Annotated in this window: 15 protein-coding genes; 11 read left to right on the top strand and 4 right to left on the bottom strand. The window is 40.3% G+C overall.

The genetic code is table 11. From position 1 onward, the window contains the following. Nucleotides 1–171: 171 nt before the first annotated feature. The 6 genes from A7967_RS09735 to folX all read left to right on the top strand — a co-directional run bounded on the left by A7967_RS09735 (nucleotide 172) and on the right by folX (nucleotide 7,154). On the top strand, nucleotides 172–3,534 hold the full coding sequence (locus A7967_RS09735; RefSeq protein WP_054205256.1) for a response regulator: 3,363 nt from the start codon (nucleotides 172–174) through the stop codon (nucleotides 3,532–3,534). 189 nt (nucleotides 3,535–3,723) lie between these two features. Then, the gene (locus tag A7967_RS09730; RefSeq protein WP_054205257.1) at nucleotides 3,724–4,353 is read left to right on the top strand and encodes a YceH family protein; all 630 of its coding nucleotides are present in this window, start codon (nucleotides 3,724–3,726) and stop codon (nucleotides 4,351–4,353) included. Between the two features lie 60 nt (nucleotides 4,354–4,413). After that, the gene (gene nadE, locus A7967_RS09725; RefSeq protein WP_054454440.1) at nucleotides 4,414–5,250 is read left to right on the top strand and encodes an NAD(+) synthase; all 837 of its coding nucleotides are present in this window, start codon (nucleotides 4,414–4,416) and stop codon (nucleotides 5,248–5,250) included. A 240-nt stretch (nucleotides 5,251–5,490) separates the two neighbouring features. Then, nucleotides 5,491–6,210, top strand: coding sequence for a dihydromonapterin reductase (folM, locus tag A7967_RS09720; RefSeq protein WP_054205259.1), 720 nt, complete (start codon nucleotides 5,491–5,493; stop codon nucleotides 6,208–6,210). Nucleotides 6,211–6,235: 25 nt separating this feature from the next. Then, nucleotides 6,236–6,790, top strand: a complete 555-nt coding sequence (gene folE / locus A7967_RS09715) for a GTP cyclohydrolase I FolE (protein ID WP_054205260.1) — start codon at nucleotides 6,236–6,238, stop codon at nucleotides 6,788–6,790. 4 nt (nucleotides 6,791–6,794) lie between these two features. After that, a complete protein-coding gene (gene folX / locus A7967_RS09710; protein ID WP_054205261.1) occupies nucleotides 6,795–7,154 on the top strand; it encodes a dihydroneopterin triphosphate 2'-epimerase in 360 nt (119 codons plus the stop codon). On the opposite strand, the gene A7967_RS09705 is transcribed toward folX, so the two are convergent. Together A7967_RS09705 and A7967_RS09700 are read right to left on the bottom strand one after the other, a co-directional pair. Then, nucleotides 7,151–7,585: a YqaA family protein gene (locus A7967_RS09705; RefSeq protein WP_054205262.1), complete on the bottom strand. Its 435-nt coding sequence runs from the start codon at nucleotides 7,583–7,585 to the stop codon at nucleotides 7,151–7,153. The two genes, folX and A7967_RS09705, sit on opposite strands and share 4 nt — an antisense overlap. A gap of 94 nt (nucleotides 7,586–7,679) precedes the next feature. Further along, a complete protein-coding gene (locus A7967_RS09700) occupies nucleotides 7,680–8,051 on the bottom strand; it encodes a DUF4870 domain-containing protein (RefSeq protein WP_054205263.1) in 372 nt (123 codons plus the stop codon). An 89-nt stretch (nucleotides 8,052–8,140) separates the two neighbouring features. Here A7967_RS09700 and A7967_RS09695 point away from each other — a divergent pair, with 89 nt between their 5' ends. The 5 genes from A7967_RS09695 (at nucleotide 8,141) to A7967_RS09675 (ending at nucleotide 12,513) form a co-directional block, all read left to right on the top strand. Then, a complete protein-coding gene (locus A7967_RS09695; protein ID WP_054205264.1) occupies nucleotides 8,141–8,671 on the top strand; it encodes a TlpA family protein disulfide reductase in 531 nt (176 codons plus the stop codon). Nucleotides 8,672–8,771: 100 nt separating this feature from the next. After that, on the top strand, nucleotides 8,772–9,473 hold the full coding sequence (locus tag A7967_RS09690; protein ID WP_054205265.1) for a spondin domain-containing protein: 702 nt from the start codon (nucleotides 8,772–8,774) through the stop codon (nucleotides 9,471–9,473). Nucleotides 9,474–9,483: 10 nt separating this feature from the next. After that, on the top strand, nucleotides 9,484–10,188 hold the full coding sequence (locus tag A7967_RS09685; RefSeq protein ID WP_054205266.1) for a spondin domain-containing protein: 705 nt from the start codon (nucleotides 9,484–9,486) through the stop codon (nucleotides 10,186–10,188). A 71-nt stretch (nucleotides 10,189–10,259) separates the two neighbouring features. After that, complete coding sequence (locus A7967_RS09680; RefSeq protein WP_054205267.1) at nucleotides 10,260–10,988, top strand: response regulator transcription factor; 729 nt, start codon at nucleotides 10,260–10,262, stop codon at nucleotides 10,986–10,988. A 43-nt stretch (nucleotides 10,989–11,031) separates the two neighbouring features. Then, nucleotides 11,032–12,513: a sensor histidine kinase gene (locus tag A7967_RS09675; RefSeq protein ID WP_054205268.1), complete on the top strand. Its 1,482-nt coding sequence runs from the start codon at nucleotides 11,032–11,034 to the stop codon at nucleotides 12,511–12,513. A gap of 24 nt (nucleotides 12,514–12,537) precedes the next feature. Here the strand turns inward: A7967_RS09675 and A7967_RS09670 are convergent, their stop codons facing one another. Both A7967_RS09670 and A7967_RS09665 read right to left on the bottom strand, forming a co-directional pair. After that, a complete protein-coding gene (locus A7967_RS09670; protein ID WP_054205269.1) occupies nucleotides 12,538–14,718 on the bottom strand; it encodes a S9 family peptidase in 2,181 nt (726 codons plus the stop codon). A 216-nt stretch (nucleotides 14,719–14,934) separates the two neighbouring features. Then, nucleotides 14,935–18,426, bottom strand: coding sequence for a S8 family serine peptidase (locus A7967_RS09665; protein ID WP_054205270.1), 3,492 nt, complete (start codon nucleotides 18,424–18,426; stop codon nucleotides 14,935–14,937). Nucleotides 18,427–18,515 lie beyond the last annotated feature (89 nt).

Genomic DNA, 18,515 nt, shown 5'->3' with positions numbered 1-18,515 from the left:
AATAATGTTCATTTATTGAAAAATGAAACAAATCAAAACGAAGGACTTTAAATGAGCTAACAAGCCAAAAAGCTGAATAAAAACATATAGTGTAATTTTTCCACACTATTTTTCTTTCCGTGATAAATTGACTATAGTTGAACAGTCTAACCATAAAAAGCTTAATCACTAATGCCGTTGTCACAAACACAAGATCACAAACAAATATATAAGTTTAAGCTGGCATTTTGGTTGTCACTTACTTTTATAGTGCTTACGAGCCTAGTGTTAGATCAAATAAGTTATAGCCGCGCTAAAGATGCGCATCGCTTGCTTATCCTATCCGAAATTAGCACCTATCGCACACGCCTAGAATCAAAGCTTGTTTCTAATATCCAATTAGTACGAGGCTTAGCTGTTGCTGTAGCGGCGGAGCCCAATTTAGATCAGCAGCGTTTTGCACAAATTGCTGCACCATTATTTGATACCTCATCAGAGCTGCGCAATATAGGTGGAGCGCCAGATATGGTGATCCGCATGACCTACCCATTAAAAGGTAACGAAAAAGCCATTGGCTTAGATTTTCGTAAAAATAAATACCAACGCGCAGATGCCCTTCGCGCTCGCGACACTAATCAAATAGTGATGGCAGGGCCGCTGACTTTAGTACAAGGCGGTGAAGCACTGATCGCCCGAGTTCCTGTTTTTACCCCACCAGAACAACTGTTCTGGGGATTGCTTTCTGTTGTACTAGACATTGAAAAAATTTATAAAAATTCAGGTATTTATGAGCTTGAAAAAAATTATGACGTGGCCATACAAGGCCGCAATGGGTTAGGAACTAAAGGTGCTTTTTTTCGGGGTTCAGCAGAAATATTGGCCCGCGACCCGCTAGCATTTAATTTAAACTTTCAAGGGGGGGAATGGGAAATTTATGTCACCCCTAAAGCAGGCTGGGCCCCTCCAGGTTCAGCCATCTGGCCATTAAGGCTCGCCATATTAATCATTTGCGGATTGTTAATATGGGCATTTATGTTCTTCTTAAAAATGCTAAACCGCCAGCAACAAAGTGAAAAAATGCTGATCACCATGAGTAATATTGCAAAAATCGGCGCATGGTCATTTAGCCTTGAAAATCAAAAAGTTTATTGGTCTGATATGACCAAAGAGATTTTTAAATACCCGCTGGATAAGCAACCAGATTGGCCCACAAACCTTAATTACTTTAAACAAGGTGAAAGTAGAGACACGATAAAAAAACTCATTGAGCGCGCAATTAAGTTTGCCGAGAGTTATGAGGTTGAACTCCAGGTGATGAACTCTGAAAGTGAATCGATTTGGGTGTTAGTTCACGGTGAACCGGAGTTTCGTAACGGGCGCTGCGTGCGTATTTTTGGATCCTTGCAAGATATTAATACCCGTAAAATTGTTGAGCTAGAAAACAGTAAAATTGCACTTCATAATGAAGTTCTTGCATCTTTGACCGTTAATAATGCTGTTTTAACCGGCTATTTAAAACAATCTAAAGATATTATCACGCAGGCTATTTGCCAAGGGCTCACTGTTGAGCGCGCAAGTATATGGCTTTTTAATGAATCTAAAACCCAACTAATTCCTTTTGCTTATCATGGTAAAAATGTACATGAACATTCGATGCTGCAAGTATGGGAAAGCACTGAGCTCCATGATTTTTTCATTGCGGTAAACAAACAAGCAGTCGTCGATGCCTCAAATGCCAAAAGTCATAAGCTTACAGCCCCACTGAGTCAAAGTTATTTAACGCCTTTAGGCATTCAATCAATGCTCATCGCCAGCCTTTCCGGCGGAAGTGGGACTATTGGCATTGTGTGCGCCGAACAATGCCAACATCCTCGCGTGTGGTCACGAAACGAAGAAAGCTTTTTAATTGCAGTTGCCGCTTTAATTGGCAGCTTACACTCTAGTGAGCAACGCATTGAAACAGAGCAAAAATTAGTAACCGCTAAAGAGGCCGCTGAACAAGCCGTTGCTGCTAAAAGCGAGTTTTTAGCCAGTATGAGTCATGAAATACGCACACCAATGAATGGTGTATTAGGCATGCTTAATATTGTGCAACAAACTGTGCTTGATCAACAACAAGCGCATCATATTGAATTAGCACAATCGTCAGCACAATCGCTGCTGAATATAATTAATGACATTTTGGATTTTTCTAAAATTGAAGCAGGCAAATTAGATATAGAAGAAGTGGCTTTTAATTTACCTAAATTACTCGGTGAAGTAGTCGAATCTTTTGCCTTGAAAGTAGAGCAAAACAATACTAAATTAATTTTAGACGCCACTCGAATAAACGTTAATAAGATCGTTAGTGATCCGAATAGATTACGCCAAATTATTAATAATCTATTAGGCAACGCAGTAAAATTTACCACCGATGGTGAAATTATTGTAATTGCTGACTTAAAAGACACCACCGATGGGACTTTCCTACATTGTTCTATTATTGATACTGGAATTGGGATTAAACTAAATAAACAAGCCACTTTATTTGATTCATTTACTCAAGCTGACACCTCAACTACACGCCAATATGGTGGTACGGGCCTTGGTTTAGCTATTGTAAAGCAGCTATGCCAATTAATGGATGGAGAAATTAATGTTACCAGCGTGCATGGACAAGGAAGCACTTTCACATTCTCCATCAAAGTAAAACCATTGCTCAGTAAAGCCAGTGACTTGCCAAGCCATATCATTAAAAATAAACATATATTAATTATTGAAAACTGCCCATTAAATAGCACGATTGCAAAAAAACAGTTAACGACATGGGGAGCTGAAGCAGAAATCATTAATGATTATTCACAAGTGGTTGAAATAATAAATGAGGAGCATAAAAATCCAGACGCCATCTTGCTCGACTATTATTACTTTAAACAAGTAAATAATCATGATATCCAACGCTTAAAAGCATACATTAGCAAACATAAAATCAAGCTTATCTTAATGGCGCCTATGAGCTTATCTCAAGAAGATGCCAAACTAGAAATCAATGTAGATTGCATGATTTTCAAACCCCTGACTCCTTCAGATTTATTTGACTCTTTAGCAAATGAGAAGTTTATTGAGCAACAGCTTAGTAATAGCTCGCCAATCACTGATATTAAACTAACCAACCAAGGCACTGAAAATATTTCCACCTTATTGCTTGTTGAAGATAATAAAGTCAACCAAGTAGTCGCTTCTGCACTACTCAAACAAGCGGGTGTTAATTTCGATATTGCTGAAAATGGTTTGCAAGCTATTAACCAGTTAAAAGAGCGAGTCAAACAACCCTACCAATTGATATTAATGGATTGCCAGATGCCAGAAATGGATGGCTACCAAGCGACGCAAGCGATTCGTAATGGGGACGCCGGCGAGCTTTATAAAAACATAACGATCATTGCCTTAACAGCAAATGCAATGCAAGGCGATAGAGAAAAGTGCCTAACAGCAGGAATGGACGATTATTTAACTAAACCACTCGATGCAGGCGCACTTAACCCCAAACTACAGCAATGGCTTGGCAAACAATAAACGTGTAAGCTCAGAGTCAGTAATTTGAATTCAGGATAATAAAGCTATCTCCTGCGGCTATTTTAAACGCTAACTGCGTTGAACTCACTTGCAATAGGCCTGCTTAAAGGATAGTAAATAATTAAATCAATGTGTTAATAAATATCTTAACCCCAGTTTAGGTTAAGTAACAAAAAGAGAACATTTATTATGCTACTTAGCGCAATTCAACAACGAGTCATTGGTTGTTTGCTTGAAAAACAAAGTACAACACCCGAACATTATCCACTTTCACTTAATGGATTGACCAATGCCTGTAATCAAAAATCGAATCGCGACCCCGTACTCGCTCTAAGTGAAGCACAGGTGCAAGATGCACTTGATGAACTTACTACACAACGCTTGGTAACAACCGATGAGGGTATTTCTGGGCGAGTAAATAAATACGCCCACCGTTTTTGCAATACCGAATTTGGTAGCCTGCAACTGACTGAACAACAACGTGCAATTATTTGTTTACTGCTTTTACGAGGCCCACAAACACCGGGTGAACTACGAACGCGTAGTAACCGCTTAGCTGAGTTTACTAATGTAAATGAGGTTGAAGCTGCACTTAATGAGTTAATTGGCGCAGAGCATGTTGTTAAACACCCTCGCGAGCCGGGTAAGCGAGAAAGCCGCTACAGTCATTTGTTTGCCGATCAACAAAGTGCACTTGAAATTCAACCAAGTGCAGCTATTTCACCAGAACTAAAAGGTGATGACCTGAATGATTTACTTACTGAAATAAACGAGCTAAAAAGCGAACTGCAAAAAATAAAACTGCATTTGGGGCTTTAAATCCCCCTTTTGAATTACATTATAATAGTGACAATCAGCATATTTAATTAGGAGCCCTGCATGCGCGCCCAGATCATGGCAGAAATGAAAGTTCAGCCAAATATTAACGTAGCAACCGAAATTACTCGTCGTGTTAACTTCATTAAAAGTCGCTTAATAGCCGCCCACTCTCGCTCTCTAGTGTTGGGTATTAGCGGCGGTGTGGATTCCTCAACATGCGGGCGTTTATGTCAACTTGCTGTCGATGAATTGAACAACGAGCAACAAACAGACCGCTACCAATTTATTGCCGTACGCTTACCCTATGGCGTGCAAGCGGATGAAGATGAGGCACAACTTGCAGTTGAGTTCATTCAGCCAAGTAAACGCATGACTGTGAATATAAAACCTGCCGCTGATGGTATGCATGACCAAGCGATTGAGGCTGTTGTTGGCTGTGGTGAAGCACTGCCTGAGCAAGCACAAATTGATTTTATAAAAGGCAATGTAAAAGCTCGCCAACGCATGGTTGCCCAATATGAAATTGCTGGACTGTGTCAAGGCTTGGTTGTGGGCACTGACCACAGCGCAGAAAACATTACCGGTTTTTACACTAAGTTTGGTGATGGTGCATGTGACTTAGCGCCTTTATTTGGCTTATCAAAACGTCAGGTTCGTGCGTTAGCACATCAATTAGGAGCGCCTGACTTACTCGTAAATAAAGCACCTACAGCCGATTTAGAATGTGATCGACCAGGCCTTACTGATGAAGAAGCGTTAGGTTTAAGCTACGAACAAATTGATGATTTTTTAGAAGGCAAAAATGTAAGTGACGACGTAAACGAAAAGCTCATCGCCATTTATCTGCGTACTCAACATAAACGTCAAGCGATCCCAACTGTTTACGACGAGCTTTAAGCAATCAATACTCAACCAGCATGGCTTCAAGGGCAATTAATAGCAGTGAAAACGAATTAATTGCCCTGTTTTTACTTTTGTACACACTCACTGCCAGTGATTAAAGTGTAATGGCTGATCCCCGTAATTATTTTTTACGTATATCAAATACATCTTTACGCTATAAGTGAAATATTACTGTAATTTAGTTTATAGTTAATGGCACTGAAATATAGCGTTAAACAGAGAACACTGAATTTTATGACATCGCCCATTTTGATAACAGGCGCAGGCCAACGCATTGGTTTGGCGTTAGCAGAGCATTTGCTCGCGACAGGACAAGACATCATCGTCACTTATCGTACTCGTCACTTGTCTATTGATGATTTAGAGCGTAAAGGCGCTACATGCCTGTACGCTGACTTTAGCCAGGATGATGCTATTTACTCATTCATTAATGAATTGAAGCACCACACAACAAGTTTAAAGGCGATCATTCATAATGCATCAAGTTGGGACTGCGAAGCGAACAACCCTGACAGCGCTGCACTTTTTGATAACATGATGCGCATTCATGCAAAAACACCATACCTAATCAATTTGCAGTGTGCTGATCTACTATTGGCTTATCAAAATAAAAATAATACTCCCGCTGATATTATTCATCTAACCGATTATGTTGTCGAAACAGGCAGTCCAAAACACTTAGCTTATGCTGCCAGTAAAGCTGCTTTACATAATTTAACTAAATCATTTGCCGCTAAATATGCGCCACATATAAAAGTAAATGCCATTGCACCATCGCTGATAATTTTTAATGACGATGACGACGAACATTACCGTGCTAAAACCTTAAAAAAATCGCTAATGGGTATTGAGCCAGGCTGTGGTGAAATAATTAACAGTGTCGAATTATTACTAAATAGTCATTACATCACAGGGCGCTCCTTACCTGTTGATGGTGGCCGACACTTAAAATAAATAATTTAAAAGGATTGAGAGATTTATGCATAACGAATTAAAAAATAGTTACCAAGAAATTATTAGTGCTGTGGGCGAAGATCCACAACGTGAAGGCTTACTAGATACACCAAAACGCGCAGCAAAAGCGATGGAGTATTTAACAAAAGGGTATCGTCAAACATTAGATGAAATCACTAATAACGCCGTATTTACGTCAGATGCGGATGACATGGTGTTAATTCAAGATATTGAACTTTACTCTATGTGTGAGCATCATTTACTGCCATTTGTAGGGCGTTGTCATATTGCTTACATTCCTAACGGTAAGGTATTAGGTTTGTCTAAATTCGCGCGCATTGTAGATATGTACGCACGTCGTTTTCAAATTCAAGAACAACTTACCCACCAAATTGCCAAAGCCGTTGAAGAAGTAACAGGCGCCAAGGGTGTTGGTGTTATTGTTGAAGCAAAACACATGTGTATGATGATGCGCGGTGTTGAAAAGCAAAACTCAAGTATGCGAACATCTGTTATGCTGGGTAACTTTAGAGCCGATCCAAAAACCCGCAATGAGTTTTTACAGCTAATAAAGGGCTAATAGCATGGCGAATGCGATTATTAACGTCACCAATTTACGATTACGCACGTTTATTGGCTTTAACCCAGAAGAACGTGAAAAGAAGCAAGACGTAGTGATCAATCTTGAGATTCACTACCCTGCAGATGAAGCCTGTGAAACTGATGAAGTCGACCAAGCGCTAAATTATAAAGTGATCACAAAAGAAGTAATCACTATCGTCGAGCAAGGGCACTTTTTGTTATTAGAAAAGCTCGTTGCTGAGATATTAGCCGTATGTCATAGCCACAGCAGTGTGAATTACGCAAAAGTACGCGTTGATAAACCCCATGCTTTGCGTTTTGCAGACTCAGTATCTCTGACATTAGATTGGGTTAAAGCCTAAATTAGTGTGTCTAAACCTAGGGCAAAGGCCAGCACCACTAGATAGCGTGCGCCTTTGCCAAGACTTACAATCCACAAAAATGTCCACCAGCGTACTTTAAAAATCCCCCCGACAACGGTCAGTGGATCGCCAACAATGGGCAGCCATGCAAACAACAAGCTATACACACCATATTTTTCAAAGTGAGCTGTAGCCTTATCAATATTTTTCTGCGAAACAGGAAACCACTTACGCTCCTTAAAACGCATAACTTGCGTGCCTAACCAATAATTTACGCAACTCCCTAATACATTACCAAGCGTCGCGCACAACCATAATAACCAAAGCAAATACTCTCCTTTGGCAACCATTGCCGTTAGTATCACTTCCGATGAACCGGGCAGTAAAGTTGCCGAAAAAAACGCAGTAAAAAATAGGGTTATATAAGCCATGCCAACCTTTAAATTAAGCAAATAAAAACCCAGCAATTTGCTGGGTTTTATAATACGACTAATAGTAACTTAAAATAACGAGTGAGCTATGTAATTACTTAATCAAATTTAAGCTCAGCGGATAATTAAACTCTTTTCCATCATTGGTTTTAATTGCGCCAACAACCACCATAATGAACGAAAAGATAGCCACTAGAGGCAATAAGATAACGCCAATTACAGCGAACATTAAAATAAAACATACAATATAAGCAATTAGCATCGTAATTTGAAAGTTTAATGATTTACGACCATGCTCAGCAACAAGTGGCATTTCATCTTTTTTTATTAACCACACTATCAATGGGCCAATAATGCTACCCATAGGCACAATAAACCCCGTTAACGCACTCAAGTGACATAACATCGCCCACATACGCTCATCTTTAGTCGTTACAACTGGTTCAACCTGTTGATTATCTTCCATTATCATCTCCTTGTTTATTTATCCTTTATCCTGAGTGTTTTCTGGCATAATGTCTAGATTATAATCAACATAAATAAAAGGAACTTAAAATGAAACCCCTATTAAGCCATATAGCTGCATTATGTTTAACCTCTTTTGCCTTAACGGCCTGTAGTAATAATGCTCATACACCAGAGCAAATGCCAGCTGCCACTGCAACCACTAACGACAAAGGTTATCAAACTTACATCCAGGCAGGTGAACATTTTAAGCAAAACACCTTTACTGATATTGATAATCAAGAAGTGAAACTAGGTGATAATAAAAAGCTGGTTATTTTATTTGCCACATGGTGCTCTGACTCACAGCGGGTTATTAAGCAAATTCAAGCATCGCCACTGATCAATGATACTCAACTACAAATCATTGCCATAGGCCGAGAGGAAACAACACAGTCTCTTACCCAATTTGCACAAGATTATAACCTTGAATTTTCACTCATTGCCGACCCTGAGCGTGCCATTTACAGTCAATATGCAAATAAAGGGATCCCACGCTTAATTTTACTTGATGAGCATAACAAAGTAATAAAAACACTCATTGGTGAAGATCCTAATACCCTCCAACAGGTTGTTTGGTAAGGTTTAACTATACTGTGATAAAAAAGTGATAAGTTTGTGAGGCTTTCATGATGTCGGTATTTGATACTCGTACTCGAATCATCAATTACAGGAACTAAAAATGAAAGCTTCTACCCTATCTCTCGCTGCAATTGCAGTACTAGCAAGTCAATCAGTTATGGCTGCAGAACTTGAATTAAAACTTACTAACCTTACTCAAGGCATTCACTTCACGCCGATTTTAATTACTGCACACAATAACGAAGAGCACTTATTTGAAGTTGCAATGCCTGCATCAACGGCACTGCAAACAATGGCTGAAGGCGGAAATCTTGATCCATTAGTTGCACAGGCAACTGCCGCTGGCAGTGATATGGCAGCTAATCCAGCTGCTGGGTTATTAGCCCCGACCACATCAACAATGACTACACTTATGACAACTGACGGTAATGATTACCTGTCGGTTACTGCAATGTTACTGCCTACCAATGATGGTTTTGTTGGTCTTGATAGCTGGAAAATCCCAACAGAAGCAGGTACCTACACTGTTTATTTAAATGGTTATGATGCTGGTACTGAAGCAAACGATGAACTTGTCGTAGCGGGTTCTGGCGCGCCGGGCACACCAGGTATCCCAGCAGCTCCAGGTGGTAATGCAGGAACTGGCGGGGCAGGTTTAACCAGTACCGAAAGCAACACGAATGTACATATCCACGCAGGTAATTTAGGTGATGACGATCTAAGTGCTGGTGCCAGTGATTTAAGCAATACAGTGCATAGATGGTTGAACCCTGTTGCGAAACTCACCGTTACGGTTAAGTAGGAGCGCTGTTATGTTACGTTTTAATAAAAGCTTAATTATTATTGCCCTTGGAGCGAGTTTAGCTGCATGTGGCGATTCAAATAACAATGAAGTCGTTACACCGCCGACTCCTGAACCTGTTAGTTATCAATTTAGCGTAGAAGTAAGTAACTTAACCGCTGGGCAACCGTTCTCACCTGTTGCACTCATCGCACACAATGAAGGTAACTTATGGCAAATAGGTGAAAGTTCATCAGCAGCGTTAGAGTTAATGGCTGAAGGGGGTGATAATTCAGAGTTACTAAATTTTGCCTCTGCAATTGCTACCAGCTCGGGTGATGCACCGGTAGGCCCTGGCGCGCAAACGACCTTAACAGTCACAACCAGCAGCCTAGAAGAATTAAAATTATCACTTGCGACAATGATGGTGAATACAAATGATGGTTTTACCGGTCTTAACTCTATTGATGTGTCCGCATTAACTGTAGACGAAGCATTAACTCACTTCACATTCGCGTATGACGCAGGAACTGAAGCAAACTCAGAAGCAGAAGGTTCAATTCCAGGTCCTGCAGATGGGGGAGAAGGGTTTAATGAAGCACGCGACGATATAGACCTTGTTTCTATGCATCCAGGTGTTGTAAGCCAACAAGACGGGCTGTCTGGCTCCACCTTAAACAGCGAACACAAGTTTGATAATCCGCTAGCTAAAATCGTTATTACACGGACACAGTAATCATTAAACTGCCTAGCAGTTTAGGGGGAAGTTAGAGCTCATGGATGGGCTTTTTCCATTAGGATGACTGTATGCGCCATGAAAAAATATTAATCGTTGAAGACGATCGAGCTATCGGCCAATTAATTATTACCCAGCTTGAACCACTTAACTTACACATTGAACATGTAGAAAGCGCAGAGTTAGCGCTAAAAAAAATAGCAAAACAACCTTACGGTTTAATTTTACTCGATATTAATTTGCCACAAATGGATGGCTTAAGTTTGTGTCGTAAAATTAAAGAGCACTATCCCACCACGTCGGTTATTTTACTCACCGCGCTAAGCTCAGATATGGATCGAGTCATTGGCCTTGAAATGGGTGCTGATGATTATATCTGCAAGCCTTTTTTTGCACGTGAGTTACAAGCGCGTATAAAAACTCAATTACGCCACCGCGCCCAAATACTTGCTGCAAATCCTAGTGTTGAGGAAGCTATCGCGACTGAAAAAAATATTCAGCTAGGATCGTTGAATATTGAGTTTTCTAGCCACCAAGTATACCTCGCTGAGCGGGCTTTAAATCTCACAGCCACAGAATTTGATTTGCTCGCCTACTTTGCTCGCCACCCAAACCATGTTTTTAGTCGCCAACAATTACTCGATAAAGTATGGGGTTATCAACATAGTGGTTATGAGCATACCGTAAATTCTCATATTAACCGATTACGCGCTAAGCTTGAACTACACCATCAAGCACCTTTTATCGAAACAGTTTGGGGAGTCGGCTATAAATTAAATCCGACTCAACTGAGTAACTGATTAACGAAATAACACAGCTCAAAAAGCAACGGGTGAAAATCACATGAATTTATCTCTGTATCAAAAACTAGCATGGTCTTTAGTCGTTATTTTTTGTTTTATTTGCGCACTTGTTTACGGTTGGAGTAAGCAACTTGAACAAACTTCTCAGCATCATGGCGAGCAAAATTTACATCTACAACTTGCGGAACATTTAGTACAAGATAACCCGCTCATAAAACAGGGTATTTATGACTATAAAGCGCTTGAAAACCTATTTCATACTTTAATGTTATTAGGCCCTGCTTTTGAATTTTATTTTGTTGATCCACAAGGAAAAATCCTCACTTACTCAGCCGAACCAGGAAAAGTAAAGCGTAGCCATATAAACCTCACACCATTAAAGCGATTAATTACCGATCCAACAATTACGCCTTTATATGGCGATGACCCGCGAGATAATAATAAACAAAAAATATTTTCTGTTGCACCTGTTTATAATCAAGACTCATTGCAGGGTTATTTATATGTGATTATTGGTGGAGAAGCCTATGACACCACTCTTAACAATATCAAAGCCAATGATAGTCTGTGGCTGGCTGTACTTTGGTTAGCGGCAGCTTTGTTATTTTTGTTTGTTGCAATGCTGGTTTTATTCCGCTTTTTTACCGCTCCAATTAAGAAGTTAGCAGCCGAAGTAAGTCTTATTGAAGCCGCTAATTACAGCTTAACCGATAGCAAACTATCTGCCTATTCAAATAAAAATAATGAAGTAGATAATCTTGGTAGAGGCATTCAAGCTATGCTCACGCGCATTGATGAGCAATTCAAAGCCCTAGAACAAAGCGACAAGCAACGCCGCGAATTACTCACTCATTTATCACATGATCTGCGTACGCCGCTGGCATCATTGCAAGGGTTTTTAGAGGTGCTAAACCAGCCTCATCGCCAATTAAGCACGCAAGAGCGTCAGCACTACCTTGACGTTTCTAGTGATAACTGTCAGCAGCTAAAACAATTAATAGAGCAAATATTTGAGTTAGCAAACCTAGAAAATGGCCAAGTGAAAATTCACCCAGAAACCCTTAATTTAGGTGAGCTAATTTACGATTGTGTTGCTAAGTTTTGTTTAACAGCCGATCACAAAGAAATTAATTTAAGTGTTGAGCCCGCAATTTGCGATTTTACCGTCGTTGCCGACATCGCCAAACTGGAGCGGGTTTTAAGTAACTTAATTGATAATGCGATTCGCCATACCCCTAGGGGTGGAAAAATCATTGTACATGTGCAGGATGTAGGATCTGAGCAGCTTTATGTGGATGTTAGTGATACGGGCGTTGGAATTAATCAAGATGAATTAACGGCAATATTTGAACCTCATTATCAAGCCAGTAATTCAAATAAAGCGGGCCGTCAACAAGGTGGCTTAGGCTTAGCTATTTGCAAAGGCTTATTGCAACTAATGAACAGCGAGATTAACGTTCAAAGTGAGTTGGGCAAAGGTACTCAGTTTCGATTTAATCTACCGCAAAAAATTAAGGCGTAACCTCTGTCACGCCTTGATTAATCGTTACTTTTTAATACCTGCTAGATCTAACATAAAGGCATAATTAAGCGCCGTGTCTTCAAGGCTTTTAAAACGCCCTGATGCACCGCCATGACCTGCTTCCATATCGATTTTAAACAGGAGTTTGTTATCATCTGTCTTAAAGTCACGTAGTTTCGCGACCCACTTTGCAGGTTCAAAATACTGCACCTGCGAGTCATGTAAACCAGTAGTAACCAACATATTTGGATACGCTTGCTTACTTACTTGGTCATACGGAGAATACGACAGCATATAATCATAATATACTTTGTCGTTTGGATTGCCCCACTCGCCGTATTCATTGGTTGTTAATGGCAAGCTTGCATCAAGCATCGTCGTAACTACATCAACAAATGGTACAGCCGCTACCATCCCTTGATAAAGCTCTGGCGCTTGATTTGCCACAGCCCCCATTAATAATCCACCCGCACTGCCGCCCATAGCAAAAATTTGCTCTTCATTGCCATACTGCTGAGTAACTAAGCCTTTGGTAACATCAACAAAGTCATTAAAGGTATTCTTTTTATTTAGTAGCTTGCCGTCTTCATACCAAGGGCGACCAAGCATTTGAGAACCACGAATATGCGCAATCGCAAATACAAAACCACGATCAAGCAAACTCAAGCGACCACTTGAAAAACTTGGATCCATTGTTGCGCCATATGATCCATAAGCATATTGCAATAATGGGTTAGTACCGTCTTTTTTGAATTTATCTTTACGATAAACCAAACTTACGGGTACTTTTACGCCATCACGTGCGGTAATAAATAGTCGCTCTGATGCGTAGTTATCTGCGTCAAAATCCCCCATAACTTGTTGTTGTTTTAACAGTGTTTTAGCGGTGCTATTTAAGTCAATATCATACGTTGAACCAGGGGTTGTCATACTGGCGTAATATACACGCAAACTTTGGCTATCTAATTCATTATTGCCGTAAGCATGAATCATATAACTGCTATCGTTAAAGCTCAATTGTTGCTCATCGCCAGATGTTAAATTACGTATCGTTAAACGAGACTGACCCATTTCACGCTCTTTATACACCAGGTGATCGGCAAACAAGTCGATACCTTCAAGTTTAATCTCATCACGTGCTGGGATCAGCGTTCGCCAATTCGCTTTATCATGTGCTTTGTCTTTGTGCACAGTCATAAGCTGAAAATTTACCGCGTTAAGATTAGTGACGATATAATAAGTATCGCCATGTTTGGCAATGTCATACTCAAGGTTTTCTTCGCGTTCGATTAAGCGTGTTGGTTTTGATTTGGCATCGTTAGCATCAATCATAGAGACGCCTGAGGCACTCGTACTGCCATGCCAAATATAAATTTCTTGCTTGTCTTTACTTTTACCAAGGCCAGTGTAATAGCTGGTATTTGTCTCTTCGTACACTAATTCATCTTGTGCTTGTGGCGTACCTAAGGTATGGCGGTAGACCTGATAGCCAAGCAACGTTTGTAAGTCTTTTTTAATGTAATAGAAGGTCTTATTGTCGTTAGCCCAGACAATATCGCCATCGGTCCCTTCGAGCTTATCTTCTAGTAATTTACCCGTGTTTAAATCTTTCACTAAAATAGTGTAAATACGACGACTTACCGTGTCCTCACCGTACGCTAACAAATTACCATTTGGGCTTACAGACAAACCTGTAGCCGAATAATAATCGTGATCTTTGGCAAGCTCATTTACATCTAATATAACTTTTTGATCAGTACCTTTAGCATCGCTACTGCGAACATAAGTTGGGTACTCGTTTTCACCACGCGTTTGCGATGAATAATAAAAGTCACCACTTTTAGTGGGCACTGAATCATCGTCTTTTTGAATACGCCCTTTTAACTCTTCAAACAGCGTAGCCTGCAACGTTTTAGTGTGTGCTAGCATTGCGTCTGTATACGTATTTTCAGCATTCAGATGTGCAATAACAGCCGGATCTTTTCGCTCATCATCACGCATCCAATAATAATTATCGGTGCGAGTATCACCATGAATTTCCATTGCAAATGGTACTTTATTAGCCACTGGCGCCGTTACACCTGCCATATTAATTTCCTGAGATACGCTAGCTTCACTAGCATTTTTTTGCTCTGGTGCTTTATTGCACCCCGCTAGTACAGCCAAAGATAATGCTGCCAGCGCAAAAGATTGAACAACTTTCATGATAAATAAATTCCCTTAAGTTATATAAACCAATTAGGCAGGCTCTTTAAGCTTCACTGCTATTGAATTGGTCTTATTATTTTTATTCCTTAAGCAATATATCTGATTACAGAGAACTTACTATATTGCTTTGTAACAGAATGTAAAAAGGGAGCCTAAGCTCCCTTTTATTTTTTAATTCTCAATTACTCATTAGTAATTGTTAATTATAACTTCTTATTTTTGTTTACGACGACGCATAAATGCGAATGGTGCCGCTAATAAAGTTAACCAAGCTAAAGAACCTGAACTTTTCTTCTTAGGTTCTGGAACCGGTGTAACAACAACATTTTCATCGAGGTCAGTAATATTAACTGTGATAAGTGCAGGTGCTGATACGTTACCTTGAACATCAATAGCAACAACTACTAATTCAGCTGATTGAACGCCTGTTTCAAAGTCAATCATCTCACTGTTGCTAACAACAACTTCACCATCATTATTAACATCAAACCCTTGGTGCGTTTTAGATTTAACGTAAAACTCTGAAATAGCTAAATCTTTATTTGACTCAACAACAGCAATTGTACCAATAACTAAACCGTTTTCAGAATTTTCAACTACGCTAAACGTCGCATTTTCAAGCGTTGGAGCTGAAATGCTAGGAACCGCTAGATCTGCAGTAGTAACAAGCTTAACTACATCTTTTAATGATGTAGATGTAAATGCAAATGGTGCTGTTGCATTCACGACAGCTCTTTCACCTGGAGCAAGTTCAGTAACAGGTGTATTTTCACCATCAAGTGTAGTTAGGCTAACAGGTGCAGAAGTACTGAACGGCGTAGACCCTACGATACTATCTGTTTCATAATATACACCACCTCTATATGATGCATAACCAGCAGATGCTTTAATATTTAACGTATCACCTAAGTTATCTTGCGTTAGGCCAATTAAGTTACTACATGCTGAAAAAGTAATAGTATCTTCACCAGCTGACTGATAAAGAGGTGTTACATACTGTAAGGTTTCCACGCCATCAGCACCAATAGTACCAATTACTGTTCTTGCACGACCTGGAGTTGCCGTAGCACGACCGCGGTCATTGTAGTTTTGCACTAAAAAGTCATAAGCGCCATCGTTGTTAGTATCAATATCTAAACGGTAGCCAGCTTGGAACACATGTGTAAGCTCATCACGTAATTGAATTGAGGCTGTAAACAATACGCCTGACTCACACCCTGAAGCAGCCAATGCATTGAATGTCGTAGAAAGAATGTTAAATGGCGCTTCTTCTACTGATTTTTCAACGCCTACAGCTACGATGTTTTCAGCTAATGTAGAGACAGTTGTTGCACCTGTATTTTCAACAATCAGCTGCATTGAATTACCTACAACTTCTGAAGCAAGACTTAGTTCAGTTGCCGCTTTCGGTAGTGCATGGTAAACAATGTGTAAAGCATGATCTGAATCTGCATCGTCTACATCATCAAATACTAATGCACCATCAAACTCAGCTAGCGTCAATGCTGGACTGCGCGCTGTAATATCTTCAGCACTAAATGGATTATCAAGTGTCCATGCATGTAATTTGCTTGGATCAACAGTTAACGTTACATCAAACTTACTAACTTGTCCTGGAACGATTGTTACGCTCGCAGGGATATCCCAGCTAATCGCGCCACTATCTTCATCGTTCGTATAGCGTGCTTCTGTACGTAAGTTATATGTCTTCGCTTTATTTGAAAAATTCTTAACTGTTACAGTTTTTGTGAATGATGTTACTTCACTGAAACGTTCAAGACCAAATGATAAAGCTGCTTGTTGAGTGCTATATTCAACACTATCAACCCATGCTGCTACTGGTAAGTTAACTGCCTTCTCAACGTCAACTAGACCTGCACCGATCATACTGATTGGTGCCAACTCGCTGTCAGGTGCTATGCTAACCGGCTCATTTGTAACATTTAAGTTTGCTGAGTTCATCAATGTTGCTTTAATCTCAAGCGCATTACGCTCTGGGTGCGCTTCACGTACTAATGCAATTGCACCCGCAGTGATTGGTCCTGAGAATGAAGTACCTGAAGCAGGTGCCAACTTATCTTGCGTACCTGTCGCAGCAACCATAATACTTGTACCTGGCGCTGTAATTTCTGGCTTTAATAGACCATCCATAGAAGGACCACGTGAAGAGAAAGTAGCTACTGCACCAGCTTTAATTACTTTTTTACCAGTAAAACTATAAACTGGTTGCTCACCTGCTGCTAATTTTTCTTTTAACAACACTCCCACTTCTTGTGTTACAGAAACAGTACGAATTGTTACTGCTTCAGCACCTGGACTTGCGGCCATTCCTGGAGCTGCACCCGCCGCATTGTTAGCTAAAACAACAAACGCAGCACCTTTCTTTTGTGCATTTAATGCTTTAACTGAGAAACCACAACCGCCACGGTCAATAACCACCGCTTTGCCTGTAAAGTCAACATCATCAGCAAATGCATCACAACCATTTTGATTTGCATCAGGGTAAACTAATTCAGCGTCATCACTACCAAATGTAAATTCACCTTGCGCACCGAAGCTTGCAGAACCTAATTCAACTTCGGCACCATCAACAGTCCCACCTAATACGTCTGATTCTAATGTTGGGTGCGTCATCGCGCCTACAGATAAAGCATTAGGCGTAGTACTTGGTCCACCAACACGGAAAGGATGGTCGCTATCATTACCCGCTGAAATAACAACATTAACACCTAAATCTACAGCTTTTTGGATAAGAAGCTGTGCGCCACCATCAATATAAGTGCCACCAAACTCACCACCAAGTGACATATTTATTACATCAACACGGTCAGAAATATCGCCATCACCATTTGGATCCATTGCAGATTCTAAAGCAGCCGCCTGTGCTGCACCAGAACACCCACCACCACATACTGAATAAACATAAAGCTCAACTTCTGGGGCTATACCTGTTACAGAATGAGAAACCGAAGTACCGTGACTTGTAGGTGCATTTGCCTCCGTTGGTTCAGCCGGATCATTTTCAATTGGATCGGCATCATCACGCACGTAATCGTAACCACCTTGCACTTGACCTTGTGGCCATGCAACTGATGTAGGATCTGCTTGTGCAGCGTCATAAGCTTCGACAGTACCAGCACCACCAAAGATTTTGTGAGTGTAATCAATACCAGTATCTAATACTGCAACTGTTTGACCCTTACCTGTCACTACACCAGTGCTAACTAAAGGAGAGGCATTTAAATAATCAGCCGATGCAGCTACATGTAATTCATAGTCATACATAGGTAGCACTTTCGCTACTCGTGGATCTAATGCAATTTTAGCTAAAGCTTCAGGAGTTGCTTCTACTATTAGTGTAGGTGCTAACACTTTAGTGCGACCGATAATTTTTGCATCGAAATCAAAGCTGCTAAGTTCAAGTGTTACTTCTGATTGTACTTGCTCAATTTGCGCCATTGTTGCGCGGCTATCACCTGCTTGATAAATACCTTGTGTCATCAAATCTGCAGCTGTCGTTGCATTTAACACAATCATGTGAGCCGAAGGTGACTGCTCTTGCACATTATCAGCTGTATAAGCTGTTGTTGTGTAGTTATTTAATGCAGCTACGCTGTTTACTGTTTGTGCGTTCACAGCTGTTGCCATTAACGCTGATGAGACAGCAAGAGATAAGGCTGTTTTTGTAATTAACTTGTTAGACATAAATTCCCCAGACGAGATTATTGTTATTAAGTGTTCCTTAAAAGGAACTGACAGTTCCGAATACTACACCATCAATAAACAAAAAAACA

Source organism: Pseudoalteromonas neustonica, from assembly GCF_001653135.1.
Taxonomy (GTDB): Bacteria; Pseudomonadota; Gammaproteobacteria; order Enterobacterales; family Alteromonadaceae; genus Pseudoalteromonas; species Pseudoalteromonas neustonica.
The sequence above is the reverse complement of the archived record's forward strand: the minus strand, read 5'-3'. Positions and strand labels throughout refer to the sequence as shown.